This is a genomic window from Runella sp. R0.1_18 (assembly GCF_057652155.1).
In genome coordinates this window covers 166,362-184,338 of sequence record NZ_JBYFCK010000002.1, presented here as the reverse complement: position 1 = coordinate 184,338, position 17,977 = coordinate 166,362, and the positions used below count along the sequence as shown (strand labels likewise).

Here is a 17,977-nt window from a genome sequence, read left to right as displayed (position 1 = left end):
TAAGTGGCAGGCTGTTAAGGGCTTTACAAAAATCGAACCAATTATTCGGAAAATATGAAAAAGTTTAATCTTCTATCTTTTTTATTTGTCGGGGCGCTATTGATGAGTGCAACTTTTGCTAAGGCCCAAGGACGTTATGAAGTGAGGCTTGTTCCAGGGAGTTATAACTGCGCCAAAGATTCGGTGACGATGTGCGTAGAAATCCGTGCTACTTCTGCCGACAGTGCCTTTGTAATGGGAAATGCCAATATTTTGTTGACTTATCCCACAAACCAGTTGAGTAACCCCGTTTACAGAAGTCGTGGAGTATTTAGTGGAGGTACCTATTCGTTGCTTGGAATGACCCGGACGCCAGGAGACCCAACCAGTGCATTAAGTATTAACATCGTAAATAATGGGGTGAATGGAGAAGGAACAACGGTGGATACCAACTGGAAAACGGTGGCGTGTTTGGCGTTTAGTACCGCAGGAAATACCAGCAAATGTTATAGTATGTCGGTGAGCTCAAGCAATCCTTCAACGGTCGTGACAATGGCCTATCCTGATCCTGCTGACCCACAAAACAATATGTCATTGACAAGGCAAGTGTCGCAAGGAGCGTTGACGCCTATCAATAACCAGTGCCCAGCTACACCTACTGTGTCGTTGTCGGGCGGAGGAACAATCGCAGCGGGAGGAAGTTCTACTTTGACCGTTACGTCTCAAAATAGCGTGTTACCAGCGACGGTAGCGTTAAGCGGTGGAATTTCGGTAATGCTGACGCAACAAGAGCCTAGCAAGACGATTACGGTCACCCCAACAAATACAACTACTTACACGGTACAGAGCGTCACGGGCGATTGTGGAACTGGGACTGGACAAGGAACAGCGACTGTCACTATTCAAAGTTCTGGCACAGACTGCTCAAATGTTAAGTGTGTACCCGTAACTTTCCGAATTATTAACTAGGGAAGTTTTTAAAAATATCTAAAAGATAGGTGGCTGCTTTAATAGGCAGCCATTTTTCGTTTTCGACCTGTGCCTCCATCTCGTGAAGTTGCTGGAGAACTTTGGGGTGCTGATAAAACTGCTCTTCTAAAGCATACCGAATCAGGCTGTGCATCCATTCAAGGCTTTGCTGCTGACGGTTTCGGTGGAAAAAGCCGTTTTGTTGTACTTGCAGCGTAAACCGCTCAATCATTGTCCAAATATCATCCAAGCCTCTATTTTCGAGGGCTGAACAGGTTTTTACCTGTGGATACCATCCATTTTCAGTGGGGGGAAACAAGTGAAGTGCATTTTGGTATTCAACTACTGCTCTTTGGGTAGCAGGCTGATTGGTGCCGTCGGCTTTGGTAATGACAACGGCATCGGCCATTTCCATAATTCCTTTTTTAATGCCTTGAAGTTCATCACCTGCGCCTGCGAGCATTAACAAAAGGAAAAAGTCAACCATTCCTTTGACCAAAGTTTCAGATTGACCCACGCCCACGGTTTCGATAAAAATTACTTCAAAACCAGCGGCTTCGCACAAAAGCATCGTTTCGCGGGTTTTGTTGGCTACTCCCCCGAGCGAACCACTGGAGGGCGAAGGCCGAATGTAGGCCAAGGGGTCGTGGGAAAGTTCTTCCATGCGGGTTTTATCACCCATGATACTTCCCTTAGAGCGTTGGCTGGTGGGGTCAATGGCCAAAACCGCGAGTCGTTTGCCAAGACCCGTTATTTTTTTGCCAAAAGCTTCAATAAACGTGCTTTTTCCAACACCTGGTACACCCGTAATCCCAACGCGAATAGAACGCCCAGTATGCGGCAAAATGAGCTCTAAAACTTGCTGCGCTAGTTCTTTATCGGAAGGAAGCTGACTTTCGATGAGGGTGATGGCACGACTTAAAACCATTCGGTTGCCCGAAAGAACGCCTTCAACATAAGCCTGAACTGAAAGACGATGTCGCAAGGGAGTGACTTTTAGTTAGTGATGAGAACCTAAAAAAGCCTCTGCCCAAAGGATGTCTTCGGGCGTTGTGATTTTAATGTTTTCGTAGGCACCGTCGATGAGAGTTACTTCACGGCCCGCAAAGTTGAGAACGCTGGCACAGTCGGTGAAAAAAGGCTGCTCAGGAGCGTCAAACGCTGGTCGCATCCAATCGAGTCGGAAAGTTTGGGGCGTTTGAACGAGTTGGTAAGAAGCGCGTTCGGCTGATTGATTGCTACCGTCTTCGGCCACAAATCGGAGAGAATCTTTGAGCGGAACGCTCGTTACGGCAGCGCCTTTTTCGGCGGCAACCTCAAACCCTTTGGCAATGATTTCGGGGGTAACAAACGGGCGAACCCCGTCATGAACAGCGACGAGTCCTTCTTTTGCGCTGATGCGTTGAAGTCCGTTTTTAACCGATTGAAAGCGGGTACCACCGCCAGTAACGGTGACAATCGGAGGGTAGAATTCGTGCTTGTCGCAGAGCGCGTACCAAGCTTTCATTTCGCTGGCTGGGAGAACCAGAATGAGCTGCAAAGAGAAATCATACGAAAGGAATTTCTCAATGGTGTGCATTAAGATGGGTTTTCCGCCAATTTCAATAAATTGCTTTGGCATCTTTTTTCCCATGCGTGTTCCGCTTCCCCCAGCGACGATAATGGCAAATTTTGTCATTTGCTTAGATGATCAGCATGGCATCACCGTAGCTGAAAAATTTGTATTTTTCTTTGATGGCGATATCGTAAGCTTCCATGATTAGCTCATGCCCACCAAATGCGCAAGTCATCATCAATAGAATTGACTCAGGCAAGTGGAAGTTGGTCAATAGCGCGTTTGAAATCTTGAAATCGTACGGAGGGAAAATAAACTTATCCGTCCAGCCTACAAATGGCTTAACGCGATTGTTGGCTGAAACCGAAGATTCAAGCGCTTTAAGAGAAGTTGTTCCAATGGCACAGACTTTCTTCTTATTGTCCAATGCGTTGTTGATAATCGCTGTACTAGGCTCAGAAATGGCATAGTTTTCTGAGTCAGTTTTGTGCTTGGTCAAGTCTTCTACATCCACTTGGCGGAAAGTACCCACACCCACGTGTAAAGTGATAGGAGCGAAATTAATTCCCTTGATTTCCATGCGGCGCTGAATCACCTTTGTAAAGTGCATTCCAGCGGTAGGGGCAGCTACGGCGCCTACGTGTTGGGCAAAGATGGTTTGATAACGTTCACGGTCGGCATCTTCTACCTTGCGCTTGATGTCGCGCGGGAGGGGAGTTTCACCTAGTTCGTCGATGGCGCGCATGAGTTCGTCGTGGTTGCCATCATACAAAAATCGAATTGTACGGCCCCGCGAAGTAGTGTTGTCAATGACTTCTGCTACCAAATCGCTATCGCCAAAATACAATTTGTTTCCTACCCGAATCTTACGTGCGGGGTCAACCAATACGTCCCAAAGGCGCATTTCGCGGTTAAGCTCACGCAACAGAAATACCTCGATTTTAGCACCTGTTTTTTCCTTCTGTCCGTACAAACGAGCAGGGAAAACTTTGGTGTCGTTGACAACCATCACGTCGCCTTCGCTGAAGTAATCTATAATTTCGGAAAATTTCTTATGTTCAATTTTCTTAGTTTGACGATTTACCACCATTAAGCGGGAGTCGCCACGATCGGCTGGATAGAGAGCAACAAGGCTCTGAGGAAGGTCAAACTTGAACTCGGACAGTTTCATATATCTTTCTTATCTAAAAGACACCTCAAAAAATTAAGACCGCAAAAGTAGTAATAAATAAGCGATTTTCAGTTACTTTGGTGCTTTTTTTTAGAGACCCCCCTTCCTCAGAGGTTTTGTGAATTGAGTTGGCACTTTAAGGAACGAGTGTCAACGGAAAAGTAACGTTGGCATCGTCGCTACCAGGGGTAACCGTTCCATTTTTTACGGGTTGGCCATTAACGGGTGGTTGGTGGCGGAGTTGTACTTTGATTGTGCCTGTACTTGCTGCGCCAGTTACCAATGTACCAGTCAAACCAACGGGTAGGTTACGGCTGTCTTTATCAGTAGCAGTGTAAGTAAACAAGCTAGAAGCGCTTGGTGTTACAACTACCAAGTGTTCGTCGGCTTCTTCCAAAATCTCACTAGTGATGCTTTCTGCTGGCGACACACTTTCGTTTAAAAATTCTACCTCCAACTTGTAGGTACGACTTGGGCGTAAAGAAATAGCACTGATAGTTGGGGCAGTACCACCGTCTCCGTCCAAATCCTTCCATTCAAAGGTCTGTGCCGTCGTAGTTCCGTTTTCGGTAAATTTCAAACGTACAGTTGTGATTAGTTCGTTTTCGTCTTCTGGAGCAGGTTCTTCTTTTTTACAACTTCCAAGCGTTAAAACTAAACCTAGTAAGATGAAAAGTCGGGTGTGATAAAGTGACATAGTTTGATGGATGTGTTTAATGAAAATTATAAAACAGGAAATGGGTCAAAAAAGCGTTTGTTGGCTTCCATTTCTTTGATTTCAGTTTCGGTGCAAAGACAAGCAATGAGTTCTTGCTCAATCGTTTTTGGGTTTAAGTCTTGTCCAATAATCACAAGTTCGTTTTGGCGGTCGCCAAAGCGTTTATCCCATTTACTTTCGATTGATTTTTTATTTGCAACATAAGCAGAGTAGCGGATTCGCTCGTTAAAAGGCATGCTACACCACCAAACACCCGCGCTTTCGGCGCGGAGTGAGCCGCCTGCTTGGCTCCAGTTAATGGCTTCGTCGGGACGAGAGGCTAGCCAAAAAAGCCCTTTGCTGCGGATGATACCCGCGTGCCAATCGTTGGAAAGGTAGTTCCAAAAACGCTCTGGATGGAAAGGGCGCTTGTCGCGAAATACGAACGAACTGATTCCATATTCTTCGGTTTCGGGGGTGTGGCCTTTGCCCGATGCGGTGTTTTGTAACTCTTGAATCCAGCCTGCCGATTGCTCGGCTTTGTCGTAGTCAAAAAGGCCCGTGTTCAGAATCGTTGAAGGAGGTACTTTGCCAAAAGTTGTTGGAACAATTTTCGCAACAGGGTTTAAGGACTTGATGATGGCGGTCAACTCTTGCAGTTGCGCTTTGGTGACCAAGTCCGTTTTGTTCAATAAAATGATGTCGGCAAACTCAATTTGGTCGGTCAACAAGTTGACAATCGTCCGATAATCTTGTGGGTCTTCACTGAGTTGGCGTGTTTGAAGTGTATCTACTGAACCAAAATCTTTGGCAAAATTGAAGGCATCCACCACCGTGACCATGCTGTCGATTTGTGCCCATTGAGACAAATCAATGCCGTTTTCTTCGTCCACAAACGTGAAAGTTTGCGCCACAGGAACAGGCTCAGAAATCCCCGTGCTTTCAATGAGCAGGTAGTCAAAACGGTTTTCTTTGGCCAGTCGCTCTACTTCTATCATCAAATCTTCCCTGAGCGTGCAACAGATACACCCATTCGACATTTCAACGAGTTTCTCTTCGGTGCGCGAAAGGGTATTTTCTCGCGCTACAAGTTGTGCGTCAATGTTGACTTCACTCATGTCGTTCACAATGACCGCGACTTTAAGTCCTTCTTTGTTGTGAAGTACGTGGTTGAGTAGGGTGGTTTTACCTGCCCCCAAAAAACCTGACAGCACGGTTACGGGCAACTTTTTCTGTATCATTAATGAGAGTTTTTGCAATAGTGTTGCAAATGTAGTTAAAGTTTTAATTGCATCAATGTTGCAATTAACTTTTAGTCAGAATTTTTTGCGGAGGAATCAAAACGTATAGCGAAGTTTCAGGGAGACATTGCGTCCTTGTTCGGTTGCAAAGTAGCGAAACCGATTGAGGTAATCTCGGTACGAAGTATTAAGCGCGTTGTGAACCGAAAAAGTCCAATGTAATTGCGACGATTCTCTGCGCGAAAGCATACCACCCATGTTCATATTCCATAAATGGTAAGCCGAAGGAGGTTCCATGAAATCACTGTTAGGCGGTACACGGCGTTGTTTGTCCACCCAAAGGTGGCTGAGCATTACATAGGTATCTTTGGAAGAAAGCACTTTACCAACGTTCCAACGCAGTTCGTTTTCGATGCGATTGGCGGGAATAAACACCAAATATCCCTGCTCACGGCGGTCGTAAGCGCGTAAATAAGAGAGTTTTAAACTATGGGAAAAGCGTTGTGGGATGACATCCCACTGAGTATCAAGGTCAAAACCCGTAAAAGTAGCGTCGGTTTGAGTGTATTTGAAGTACGGAAATGCGCCACGGATGGTCAAAATGGGTTCGGCTTGGGGCTTTAGGTAAATAAAATCAGAAATTTGGTTGTGATACATTCCCAATTCCCCCTTAAAACGTTGGCTAGTGTATTCTACACTTCCGATGAGGTTATAAGCCACTTCGGGTCGAAGGGTTTCTTCGCCTTCTTCGTACGAGGCCGCTCCGTGATGAACGCCTTTGCTGTACAATTCATTGGGCGTAGGCGGACGCCAAGCTGTCCCGAAATTGGCTCGAAACGACAACTTTTCGTTGGGGGTATGAACTACGCCAACGGTGCCCGAACCATTATTAAATGAGTGGTGGCGCGGGTCAGGAGTAGTGCCAACGAAGCGAAATACATCCAATTGACGCCAATCAAAACGAGCGCCAGCTTCCAACTCCCAGTGTTGAAATACCCAACGTTCTAGCCCAAAAATGCCGATATTGGTTTGCTCAAAATCAGGAATCAGTGGCCGCCCGTCCGTAAAATTGTACTGATACAGTCCACTTAATCCAAGTTGTCCACTCATTTTACCGTTGCCAAGTGGCTTGTGGTCAAGCACAAGGTCGCTGCTAAGGGTAGTGATACGGAATAGTAGCGCGGGGATAGTGGCCGCTTGCGGGCCGTGCAAGTCATACTCGGCCCGACGGTTAAATTGCCGCCCGACGGTCCAGCTAAGTCGGTTGCCGTTAAAATTATAAAATGCTTTTCCTTTAAGAAGGTTATGGAGAATGAGCTGGTTGGGGCGTTCGATGTGGCGGGTAAAGCCCGTTTTGATAAATGGTTCGCCGTTTTTGATGACGTTTAATAAATCGGAAGTACTCCCAATGTGCGAGCCCGAAAAAATGCCAATATTATTCTGAAATTGGCTAAAAAATGCTTCAACGCCAAAGCGGCTGCTTCGGTAGCCTGTTGTGACCGAAAAGTTGTTTTCTCGCACGCCCGTATTGGCCATAAAATAGTCGGGCGTTCGGATATTTCCACCGTTTTTGAGCGTGCCTTGAATACGCCAAGCCCAGCCTTTCCACTGAGGTAATCCTCCTTGCAATGTACCTGATACAACCCCAACGCGGCCATTAGAAAATGCAGCAGCATTCACTTCGCCACGCAGGCGTGGGCTTTTTGGCAGCTCGTCGGGCTCAACCAAAATAACGCCCGCAATGGCATCAGAGCCGTAGCGAACGCCCGCCGCACCTTTGACGACGGTTAGGCGTTTGGCAATAAATGGGTCGATTTCGGGTGCGTGTTCTGAGCCCCATTGTTGGCCTTCTTGGCGAATCCCGTTGTTCATAATGACGACCCGATTGCTGTGCAGACCGTGGATGACGGGTTTACTAATCGTCGCCCCAGTTTGGAGGGTCGTGACGCCCGATATTTTTTTGAGTGCATCGCCAAGGGTTTCACCGCGTGTGAGGTCGAGGGCTTGGCCTTCTAAAAGGCTACTTTTCTGTGAAAGAGGCGTTTGGATGCGCCGTGCCACAATTTCGACGTCCTGAAGGTGAACTTCATCTTCGCTCAGGTTGAGGTCTTCTTCGGCGCTGTGTTCAAGAACAATAGACGTTTTGATGACTTTGTACCCAACAATTCGGCATTCGAGGGTGTATTTTCCTTGGCAAATTTGGTCGATTTTATAACGCCCTGAAGTGTCCGTTGTGGCAAAAAAGGAAGTTCCTTCGATGCGTAAAATAGCCCCAACGATGGGTTGACGGGTTTCACGGTCTTTGACTACTCCCTTGATGAGACAGTGGCAATCTTTCGTGGTTTGAGCGTAAGCGGAGTGAAACAACAAAAAAAGAACCCATCCAGCGAAGAATTGATGCTGCCAACGGCGTTTTGTGCGCGTCGGGTGCAGTGGGAATATTGGGAAAGAAGGAGGTTCTTTTTTATTCATTTTGGACAAAAGTACTTCATCTGCAACGAAGTTGCAACTGTAAAAAGTTCACTAAAAAACCTGTTGGCGAAATTCTTTCTAAAAAGAAGTTCCAACAGGTTTTAGCTTATTTTTCAGACTCTTCGGCGGTGTCGGCGTCTTTGGGGCGTTCATAAATGAGTTTGCCCTTATCGTCCCATTCGTTGAGAACCACTGCTTCGCCGTCTTCGTACCAGTAGCGAGGGTAGCGGGTTACTTTTTTGCGTTGGCGGCGGTATTGGTAGTATTCGTTCCAGGTTCCGACGGGGAAGTCGTTGTCGTATTGGCCTTTGACCATGAGCTGGCCTCCGTCATAAAACATCAAATAATCACCTTTGCGTTTACCAAATTGAATTGGAATCACTTCCCGCACTTTGGTGTGGGCCGAATCATAATATGTCACCCTCGACTCGGCAGGAAAGCCATGTTTCCATTTGCTTTTGTCCAACAATTTATAATCACCATCGTAACTTTCCCAGCGTCCATCTTTGGTGCCGATGTAATAATTGCCTTCTTCGACCAAATTTCCCGACACGTAGCGTTTGTACGGGCCGTGCAAAATCAGCGCCGCTTCTTTGTCTTTCATCACAGATTTGGTAATGATACGGTTGCGGGTATCGTACCAATACACGTCCAGCCCATCGTAGGTACGAGGTTGGCGGTACTCTTTCAAAACGTGAAATTCGATTTGGGTAATGCGGTCGCCACTCCCCGTGCTAGAAGTCATGCGGTTGATGGCAAGTCCTTCGTAATCGGTATGGTATTTTTTCTTTTTCTGCCTGCGCGCCTTTTCTTTTTTCTTAATATCCTTGATTTTGAGGCCAAGGTCGGGCAGCGTTTCACTGAAAAACTCTTTAGCATCTGACGGTTTGACGGATTTTCCTCCGACAGTAGCACCAACTCCAAGGTTAGGTGTGGCGATGCCTGCTTTTTGGAGCATGCTATCAGCCTGCGCTTTTCGTTCTTTAAGTTGTTGTGATTTGGTTTTACTCGACGAAGGGTTTTGCTCTTGTGCAGCAGCTGTAAATGCCAAACAAAGCGTAACAAATGCAGGAACAAAGCGGAAAGAGGACATACTCGAATGCAAAAACATGGTAATTCTACGTGTTTGATACGAAACTAACGAATCATTTGCCAAAATTATACCAAATTTTAGAACGTTGCGCCGTTGATTTTGTTGTGTGCCCAATTATTCCTCTTGTTTCTGGCGTTATGCTTTTAAAATGCGAATCACTTTTTGCCCTGCGTCGCATTTCATTGCACACAAATAAGGGCCTGGCGTCCAATAACTTCCTTCAACAATTTCTGAATATACTCCCGCGGCCATGTTGCCTTCCTTTAGGGTGCCTACTTCACGCCCCATCATGTCATATAGGCTGATTTTGACGTACATGTCTTTTTTGAGTGAGTACAAAAGAGTGGTGTAGGTCGTGAATGGGTTGGCTCCGCTTTGGTCAAACGTAAACTCTTGGTTGGTAGCCACGTATCCACTTGTCGATTGGCGGAAAATGGGAAGCGTTGAAAAAGTTTTTCCTCCCATAATGCCTTGTACAGTGTTTGTTTCGACGCCGAGGTGGTCTTGCAAAATACTGGCGTAAAGTTGCCGAAAATCGTACTCAAACTTGATGTCGCCGTTGCCATCGAGGTCGCTCAATACTGGATTTTTCCCCAATACTCCACCCCGAACGCCCGAGCCAATCACGAATAAAGGTGCTGCCGAACCGTGGTCGGTACCCATAGTGCCATTTTGTGATACCCGTCGGCCAAACTCCGAAAACGTCATGACCACCACTTTGTCGGCCAAGCCGCGTTTTTCCAAATCTTTTTGGAAAGCAGCGACGGCATCTGATACAGTTCGGAGCAGATTGGCGTGCGTACCAGTGTTGGTGGCATTGGCTACTACTTGGTTGGCGTGGGTATCAAAACCTCCAATCGTGGTAAGATAGATAGGAGTTTGAAGCCCACCGCCAATAAGCTCGCTCACAATTTTGAGCTGACTCGCCAAGTTTGTCGTAGGGTAGGTGTAAAGATTTTTGAGGGACTTGTCCCACTTTTGTTTGATAATGCCCGAGTAAGCCACCGATTGGGTCGCTACTTGCCGCATAAAACGGAGTTCGTCGCCCGCAAGCGTATCTGGAACAGGCTCATTGTCGATGGACGTTCCTGTTACTAGGTTGTAAAAATTGGTTGGGTTGCTAAACACTACCCCCGTTGACCCTAAGTCTGTTTGAATCAACAATGACTCCACCGAACCAAGCTGAATGGCCATGGGTTCTTTGGGAATTTGCAGGGGAAATCCTGGGTAAAGTTTGGTGAGGTAACGCCCAATCCAGCCTTCGTCCCAAAATTCGGCGGCGTCGGAGCCTGTCAGCCAAATATCGGTAGAACGAAAGTGTGAACGATTCGGGTTGGCATAACCAACATTCTGGACGACAGTCAGTTTGCCTTTATCGTACAGTTCTTTGAAAGCCGCCATCGCAGGATTGAGCCCCATCTGACTTGTAAGGGGTAACACGTTTTCCTTTTTGATGGCAATGTTGGCGCGCTTGTTATAGTACAACGGGTTTTCGTAAGGCACGACGGTATTCAAGCCGTCGTTTCCACCTGCGAGCTGGACTAGCACCAAGATTTTTCCGTTGGTTGCTTCCATGTCGATGGCAAATGGATTATGGGCAAAAGCTTTGACGGACATTCCGCCCATTCCAAAAGCGACCCCACCCGACAAAAAGCTTAATTGCTGTAAGAATTCTTTCCGATTCATAAGTTGTTTTCAGGATTGAAGGGGGTTACGCAAATTGAAATTCGGGCAAACGCATAATCGCCTTGAGCAATGCTTTGATTTGGTTGTCGGCACCAGGGGTGCTCGTGGACCAGTTAGCGAGAATTGTACCGCCCAGCAATGTCGCAAGGAGCGATTGTTTTTTGGCAGTACTTACAGGAAACTGCAAAAAGAGCCCCACCATATCGTCCACCAACTTGGTGGCATCTTCCGATGTTTTGAACGTACGAGCGTAGGAAACAGGCGTATTGATTTGTTTAAATTGGGTAGCTCTAGCATTACCCATGGTGTTGACTATATAATCGGAAAGGCTGCCGCGCGTGACAAAGGTGGTTGAGCTGATCCAATCGCGTTGCCCTACCCATCCTTGCACGTCTGGGGGATAAAAAAGCTGCTGTTGAAGTGCTTGCGTTTGCGTATAGATGTAAGGCCAATCGTTGGAGGTATTTACTTGCTCGCTGGTTAAATCAAATGCTTTGAGCATTCCAATGGTGACTTCCATGGGGTTTTTGATTTTGGCGCCTCGGTACTGTGGATTAAAAAACTCCTCAGAAGTAAGCATGAACTTTAATACGGGGCGGACTTCGTAATTGTTTTTACGAAACACCTCCGCCATCTGTTTGACAAAAGATTCGTTGGGTTTATAAAACACAAATTCTTTGAACAGCTTACGGCAGACAAATTCGGCCGCTTCGGGTTTTTCGAGAATCAGGTCCACCACGTCGCCGTGTTTGTAGTTGCCCGTTTTTCCAAAAATTGTTTTATTGGTATTGGCAAAGCGGTTTTGGTTGAATACTGCATTGAGCCCATTCACTTGCCAACCCGTAAAAGCAAGTGCGGCTTGTTTGATGTCGTTTTCGGTATAATTCCCAACGCCAAGGGTAAACAACTCCATGATTTCGCGGGCGTAGTTTTCGTTGGGAGTGTTGCCATTGCTCAAGCGGCCATCCAGATAAATCAACATGGCAGGGTCGATGGAAACGTCTTTGGTTAATTGCCTAAAATTTCCCCATGCCGAACGCCGAAATAAGTTGTTTTGAATGTACAAATGCTGCGGGTAGTTGACCTTATCTCGTGCCGAAACGAAGTGATTATGCCAGAAAAGTGTCATTTTTTCTCGCATATTTGTACCTTCCGACAGCATAAGGTCGTACCACCAGTACGTCATGGCGCGGTAGCGGTCGCCTTCGAGTGAGTTATTCACAGGCGTTTCTGTTACCCAGTCTCCTGGAGAGCGAGGAAGAGGTCGGTCGGCCAATAACTCCTTCTCAACAAAGTCGTTGAGCGTTGTATATGATAGCGCTTTGTCGAGGTCTTTGCGAGAATAACCAAACAAGCAACGAGACAGCAGGTGTTTGGCGTTAGAAACATCCCACACTGGCATAGTAGATAGTGATTAAAGGGTACTTTGCTGGTAGCATTTTAGGTTAGACAAAGGTATATAAAAAAGGTTTAATTAGGGAGGTAAGCCTTTTTTAGTAGCCCAATGAATCAATAAAAAAACAAACCAAAAATAAGTAAGAATGCAGGTAGAAGTTTGTGCTTTTTCGATTGAGTCGTGTTTGAATGCCCAGCAGGCGGGAGCTACCCGCATTGAGTTATGTGGCGGGTTATACGAAGGAGGAACTACACCCAGTTACGGGTTGATAAAAAGAGCCAGAGAAGTAACAACGCTTCAACTATACGTCATGATTCGCCCCAGAGGAGGGGACTTCTGCTACGATGACGAAGAGTTTTTAGTGATGAAACAAGACATCGAATTGGCCAAAGAATTAGGGGCAGATGGTGTCGTGTTTGGGTTGCTTTTACCAACGGGCGAAGTGGATGAAGTACGTACGGCCGAATTGGTCGCATTGGCGAAACCCTTACAAGTAACTTTTCACCGTGCTTTTGACGTGGCCAAAGAGCCATTTGAGGCATTAGAGGCGGTTATTCGGACGGGAGCAGTGCGTATTTTGACGTCGGGACAAGAAAATTCGGCTTTGGATGGCGCGGAGTTATTAACACAATTAGTCAAAAAAGCCGCAGGACGAATAGACTTAATGGCAGGAAGTGGAGTAAATGTTATGAATGCTGTGCGATTGGCGCAAACAGGCGTGCAAGCGCTCCACCTAACGGGCAAGGCCGCTCGAAAAGGCCAAATGATTTATCAGAAGGAAGGGGTGAGCATGGCTTCTGTATTACCCACCGACGAGTACGAGATTATTTACAGTGATGCGCTCAAAATCAGGTCAGTAGTTGAAGCTGTGAATGATAAAAAAGACAATTATTAAATTTTTTTATTAATTTAAGTCGCTTATTATCTTACAAATAGATACCTTTGTAGCCGTAAACTACTCCTTCTTTTGACAAACATGATTACCGAACCTTTAATGATTCAAGCACAAGCCGCTGACAGCAATTTGTCAAACGGTATGGTAGGTCAGGCTATCACCTACGAAAAAATTCCGACTCAGATTTACGCCGATGCCAAAGATGCTTCGCGCGCCGTGGCGCAAGAAATCGCTGATTTGATTCGGGCCAAGCAGAAGGAAGGCAAAAATTGTGTGTTAGGCTTGGCGACGGGGTCGTCACCTAAAACGGTGTATGCCGAACTTATCAAAATGCACCGTGAAGAAGGATTGAGTTTCAAAAACGTAGTGTCGTTCAATTTGGACGAATACTACCCCATGCAGCCCGATTCGATTCATAGCTACGTGCGTTTTATGCGCGAGCAATTGTTTGACCACGTGGACATTCCAAAGGAAAATTATTTCATTCCTGACGGAACGGTACCTTCGGCACTTATCGCTGATTTTGCCCAGCGTTATGACAATAAAATGAACGCAATGGGTGGTATCGACTTCCAACTTCTTGGAATTGGAGGAAACGGCCACATTGGTTTTAACGAACCAGGGTCGTTGATTAATTCACGTACTCGTTTGATGACCCTCGACCACTCTACCCGCGCTGCGGCGGCCATGGAGTTTGGAGGGCTGCACCATGTACCGAAAAAAGCGATTACGATGGGGGTTTCGTCCATCATGAACGCCAAACGAGTGGTATTGCTGGCTTGGGGTGAGCGCAAAGCTCCAATGATTAAGTCGTCGGTAGAAGGCCCCGTGAGTGAGCTTGTGCCTGCGTCGTACTTGCAAGCACACCCTAACGTGGCGTTTTTTGTAGATACGCGAGCTGCTTCAGAACTGACCCGAGTGAAATCACCGTGGTTGGTGGATACTGTTGAGTGGGACAACTCAATGATTAAGAAGGCGGTAACGCATCTTTCGTTGACACTTCAAAAACCAATTTTGAAACTCACTACCAAAGATTACAATGACAATGGTATGAGTGATATGTTGGCTGCCCACGGTTCGGCATACGATATTAATATCAACGTTTTCAATCAGTTACAGCATACCATTACAGGATGGCCAGGTGGTAAACCAAACGCCGATGATACGCACCGCCCTGAGCGCGCGCATCCTGCGAAAAAACGGGTGATTCTCTTCAGCCCACACCCCGACGATGATATTATCTCGATGGGTGGGACTTTCCAGCGTTTGGTGGATCAGGGACACGAAGTTCACGTTGCGTACCAAACGTCAGGGAACATTGCCGTTGCTGACGATGAAGCGTTTCGCTTTATCGACTTTGTGGTGGATTACAACCAGAAATTCGGCATTGAAAGCCCTGCGGCGATGAAGATTTTTGAAGATGCAAAAGCGTTTTTGAAAACAAAAAAAGACAGCGAAATAGATACGCCAGAAGTACGTTATGTAAAAGGCATAATTCGTCGTGGCGAAGCAAAAGCAACTTGCCGTTTTGTTGGAACGGGGCATTTCCATTTCCTTGACATGCCGTTCTACGAAACAGGTACAGTACAGAAAAAGCCAATTGGCCCAGAGGATGTTAAAATCATTGCCGATTTGATTGAAGAAATAAAACCACATCAAATCTACGCGGCGGGCGACTTCGCCGATCCGCACGGAACGCACAAAGTGTGTTGGGATGCTATCGAAGCTGCTTTGGGACAATTGAAACACAAAAACTTCATGAAAGATTGCTGGGTATGGTTGTACCGTGGCGCTTGGGCGGAGTGGGATATTCACGAAATCGAAATGGCCGTACCAATGAGCCCCGACCAAGTAGTGAAGAAACGGATGGGTATCTTCAAACACCAATCACAAAAAGACGGGGTGGTGTTCCAAGGCGAAGACTCGCGTGAGTTTTGGCAACGCGCCGAAGAACGCAACAGCGGAACCGCCAAACTCTACGACCAACTTGGCTTGGCTGAGTACGAGGCGATGGAAGCATTTGTTCGTTGGCATTTCTAAACTAGCGTATAGGTTTCCAAACCAATAATTTTTGAGCATCGGTCGGTGAATAACTGGCCGATGCTTTTTTGTGACTTATCTTTGGTTTTTCAAACTCATTCTTACATGCGCACACTTGTTTTGTTGTTTTTTTCCAATGTCTTTATGACAACGGCTTGGTATTGGCACCTCAAATACAAAGAAACATCGTTGTGGAAAGTCATCCTTATTAGCTGGCTAATCGCCTTTTTGGAGTATTGTATTGCAGTGCCTGCCAATCGCATCGGCTCGTACGAATTCAATGCTTTTGAGCTTAAAACCATACAGGAAGTGGTCAGCTTGACTGTGTTTGTAGGGTTCGCCGTTTTTTACCTCAAAGAAGAGCTTCGTTGGAACTATCTTGTGGGCTTTGCCTTGATTATACTTGCTGTTTTCTTTATCTTTAAGAAGTGGTAATGCCTTCACGTGCAACAGTTTTTTTGAGATGTGCGTATAGGTTGTTAGGGCACTCAAAAAACGACGGCAATGAAGAAAATTCTATGGATATTAGGGTTTTGGTGGGGAGGTTGGCTGTGGAGCTATGGTCAGGTAGATTGTGGAAATATCGGTTTTGAGACGGGAACAACCCAAGGTTGGACATTGACCAACGGAAGCATTGGTCTTGCAGGCATTCAGCTTATTTATCTAAATGAAGTTGCAGGTACGTACGACAATGGCCACCTGATTACCAAACGAAGCGATGGCAATGACCCCAACGTCACACGTGAGGCTTTGCCAATGGTGGCGCCAGGGAGCCAATATTCGATTCGGATTGGGAACGGCACAGCTAACCGTGGGTCGAAATTTGACCGAATTAAAACCACCTTCATTGTTTCACCCGATAACACCCTTTTCCAGTATCAATTTGCGGTGGTTCTTAACAAAGACAGGGATGATACCCATCTGTCCCACCAAAAACCTGGCTTTAGTTTGCTGATTTATGATGAAAATAAAACGCCGATTGCGTGTAGCTATTACGATGTGCAACTAACTAGAGCAGGGGTAGTTGCGGGATTTAAAGTAGAGAGCACCACGGTAGAATACCGCCCTTGGACAACGGGTGCGATTGATCTTCGTAATTACATTGGGCGAAAACTGACGGTTGAGGTGACAGCCCACGGGTGTACACAACGAGGCCACTATGGCTATGCTTATTTTGATGCTCAATGTTTAAAAGCAGAAATCAAACCTACCTCGGTATGCCCCGACGCAAACGGCGATTTGACGCTCGTTGCTCCCAACGGTTTTGCCTCCTACAAATGGAATACGGGCCAAACAGGCACGAGTATTAAAATTAAGCCTAAAATAGGCGATAAGTACTTCGTGAAAGTGGTAGCGCCGTCGAGCTTGGATGAGTCTTGTGAGTTACAGTTGGATTATACTGTCAAACACCAAAAAGCAGACACGACCATTACCAAAACCATTTGTGAGGGTGACAGCTACACTGTGGGAACTACGGTTTATCGAACCTCAGGAAAGTACGTTACAAAAATAGACCGTGGGGAAAGTTGCGACAGTACGGTCACGCTCAATCTCACGGTTAAACCCCTGACGCGGTATGCCCAAAAAGTGACAATTTGTGAGGGGCAAAGCCTGACCGTAGGAACGTTTAATTATACGACTGCGGGGATTTATACAACGACCATCTCGCGTCCTTCACTTTGTGACAGTATCGTTACGACGACGTTGGTGGTGGACAAAATAGAACTTTCTATACAACCCACCGAAGTAGTAGTGGCAGAAGGAGATAGCGCCCAGCTACGTGCGACGCTGGTTTCGGCTTTTGCCAATGCCAACTATACCTATCGCTGGGAGCCTGACCGTGGGCTTTCGTGCCCTACCTGTGCGGTGACTTGGGCTTACCCCGAAATGACGACAAAATACAAGCTGACAGTCACCAATGCGGATAATACCTGCCAAAAAGTGGCCGAAGCCCGCGTTAGAGTTAGTCAGTGTGGGATTTATACGCCCGATATTTTTTCCCCCAACGACGACCGCCAAAACGATGTGTTCTTTGTCCAAGCGGGCGATTGCGTCAAACAAATCAAAGAAATGACGATTTACAGTCGTTGGGGCGAAGTCATTTTTCACCAAGCCAATGTTCCCATTTCTCAGCCTGCGTATGGTTGGGACGGTAAATACCTGGGGCAGTTGCTAGGAGTAGGTACGTTTCCCTACCGAATCACGATTGAGTTTACCGACCCCGAAGTGAACCCCTACACGTACACGGGTGTTGTGATGTTGATGAAGTAAGGATAGGCTACTACTCGAATCGACCCAGGCGTCTTGCAAACAAACGGCTTGACCTGCACCTCAGTTTCTGTTGAACCTTCGCACGTACTGACGGCCTTGGGAATGACTGAGATCGAGGCGTTTTCGTGTATTCATTTCAGCTTGGGGCGGTTTAATCAGGCCAATGAAATCCCGCAGGTAGTAGAGGCGGTGAAAGAGGTATTGGGGCAGTTGCGGGCTATGAGTGGGAGATAAACAAATATTTTTTACGTCTTTGTCACGCTGGAAGCGTCTGAAATCGTTGTGGGAAGGGAGTTGTGCGTTATAAACGCAAACCAACTTGGTTTTTTAGAGATTCGCCCCGAAGGCTTACGGGATGAGCGCAAAGCAATCATCCAACAGCCCCAGCGGGGCGAAATCTTAGTAGAAAAGCGCCATTCTCCCCGTCCAAGAAGCCCCGTAGGGGTGGCATGAGGTTCGCTAATTTGTCACGCTGCAAGTACTTGGAATCGTTGTGGGAAAGGTGTCAAGTG

At 46.6% G+C, this 17,977-nt stretch carries 15 protein-coding genes; 6 read left to right on the top strand and 9 right to left on the bottom strand.

Annotated features, from left to right (window positions below; all coding sequences use genetic code 11):
* Window positions 1-54: 54 nt before the first annotated feature.
* Window positions 55-948 carry a hypothetical protein gene (locus AC23P2_RS03620; protein WP_487771930.1) on the top strand — a complete coding sequence of 298 codons (894 nt, stop codon included), beginning with the start codon at window positions 55-57 and terminating at the stop codon, window positions 946-948.
* On the opposite strand, the gene meaB is transcribed toward AC23P2_RS03620, so the two are convergent.
* The 9 genes from meaB to AC23P2_RS03575 all read right to left on the bottom strand — a co-directional run bounded on the left by meaB (window position 941) and on the right by AC23P2_RS03575 (window position 12,265).
* Window positions 941-1,933 (bottom strand): methylmalonyl Co-A mutase-associated GTPase MeaB, encoded by a 993-nt coding sequence (gene meaB / locus AC23P2_RS03615; protein WP_487771929.1) that lies wholly within the window; start codon window positions 1,931-1,933, stop codon window positions 941-943. The genes AC23P2_RS03620 and meaB overlap by 8 nt on opposite strands.
* Before the next feature lie 15 nt (window positions 1,934-1,948).
* A complete protein-coding gene (locus AC23P2_RS03610) occupies window positions 1,949-2,626 on the bottom strand; it encodes a 2-C-methyl-D-erythritol 4-phosphate cytidylyltransferase (protein WP_487771928.1) in 678 nt (225 codons plus the stop codon).
* A gap of 4 nt (window positions 2,627-2,630) precedes the next feature.
* On the bottom strand, window positions 2,631-3,674 hold the full coding sequence (queA, locus tag AC23P2_RS03605; RefSeq protein WP_487771927.1) for a tRNA preQ1(34) S-adenosylmethionine ribosyltransferase-isomerase QueA: 1,044 nt from the start codon (window positions 3,672-3,674) through the stop codon (window positions 2,631-2,633).
* Between the two features lie 136 nt (window positions 3,675-3,810).
* A complete protein-coding gene (locus AC23P2_RS03600; protein WP_487771926.1) occupies window positions 3,811-4,371 on the bottom strand; it encodes a hypothetical protein in 561 nt (186 codons plus the stop codon).
* A gap of 26 nt (window positions 4,372-4,397) precedes the next feature.
* Window positions 4,398-5,612 carry a GTP-binding protein gene (locus AC23P2_RS03595; protein ID WP_487771925.1) on the bottom strand — a complete coding sequence of 405 codons (1,215 nt, stop codon included), beginning with the start codon at window positions 5,610-5,612 and terminating at the stop codon, window positions 4,398-4,400.
* 96 nt (window positions 5,613-5,708) lie between these two features.
* Entirely contained in the window at window positions 5,709-8,084 is a 2,376-nt protein-coding gene (locus AC23P2_RS03590) for a TonB-dependent receptor (RefSeq protein ID WP_487771924.1), read from the bottom strand.
* A gap of 106 nt (window positions 8,085-8,190) precedes the next feature.
* Entirely contained in the window at window positions 8,191-9,195 is a 1,005-nt protein-coding gene (locus AC23P2_RS03585) for a toxin-antitoxin system YwqK family antitoxin (protein WP_487771923.1), read from the bottom strand.
* A 117-nt stretch (window positions 9,196-9,312) separates the two neighbouring features.
* Window positions 9,313-10,863, bottom strand: a complete 1,551-nt coding sequence (locus AC23P2_RS03580) for a DUF1501 domain-containing protein (RefSeq protein ID WP_487771922.1) — start codon at window positions 10,861-10,863, stop codon at window positions 9,313-9,315.
* A gap of 25 nt (window positions 10,864-10,888) precedes the next feature.
* A complete protein-coding gene (locus tag AC23P2_RS03575; protein ID WP_487771921.1) occupies window positions 10,889-12,265 on the bottom strand; it encodes a DUF1800 domain-containing protein in 1,377 nt (458 codons plus the stop codon).
* A 139-nt stretch (window positions 12,266-12,404) separates the two neighbouring features.
* Between AC23P2_RS03575 and AC23P2_RS03570 the strand changes: the two genes are divergently transcribed.
* The 5 genes from AC23P2_RS03570 to AC23P2_RS03550 all read left to right on the top strand — a co-directional run bounded on the left by AC23P2_RS03570 (window position 12,405) and on the right by AC23P2_RS03550 (window position 17,699).
* Entirely contained in the window at window positions 12,405-13,154 is a 750-nt protein-coding gene (locus AC23P2_RS03570; protein ID WP_487771920.1) for a copper homeostasis protein CutC, read from the top strand.
* A 99-nt stretch (window positions 13,155-13,253) separates the two neighbouring features.
* Entirely contained in the window at window positions 13,254-15,194 is a 1,941-nt protein-coding gene (gene nagB / locus AC23P2_RS03565) for a glucosamine-6-phosphate deaminase (protein ID WP_472488291.1), read from the top strand.
* A gap of 105 nt (window positions 15,195-15,299) precedes the next feature.
* A complete protein-coding gene (locus tag AC23P2_RS03560) occupies window positions 15,300-15,629 on the top strand; it encodes a DMT family protein (RefSeq protein WP_487771919.1) in 330 nt (109 codons plus the stop codon).
* Window positions 15,630-15,698: 69 nt separating this feature from the next.
* The gene (locus AC23P2_RS03555; RefSeq protein ID WP_487771918.1) at window positions 15,699-17,465 is read left to right on the top strand and encodes a T9SS type B sorting domain-containing protein; all 1,767 of its coding nucleotides are present in this window, start codon (window positions 15,699-15,701) and stop codon (window positions 17,463-17,465) included.
* A gap of 33 nt (window positions 17,466-17,498) precedes the next feature.
* Window positions 17,499-17,699 carry a hypothetical protein gene (locus AC23P2_RS03550; protein WP_487771917.1) on the top strand — a complete coding sequence of 67 codons (201 nt, stop codon included), beginning with the start codon at window positions 17,499-17,501 and terminating at the stop codon, window positions 17,697-17,699.
* Window positions 17,700-17,977: the final 278 nt, after the last annotated feature.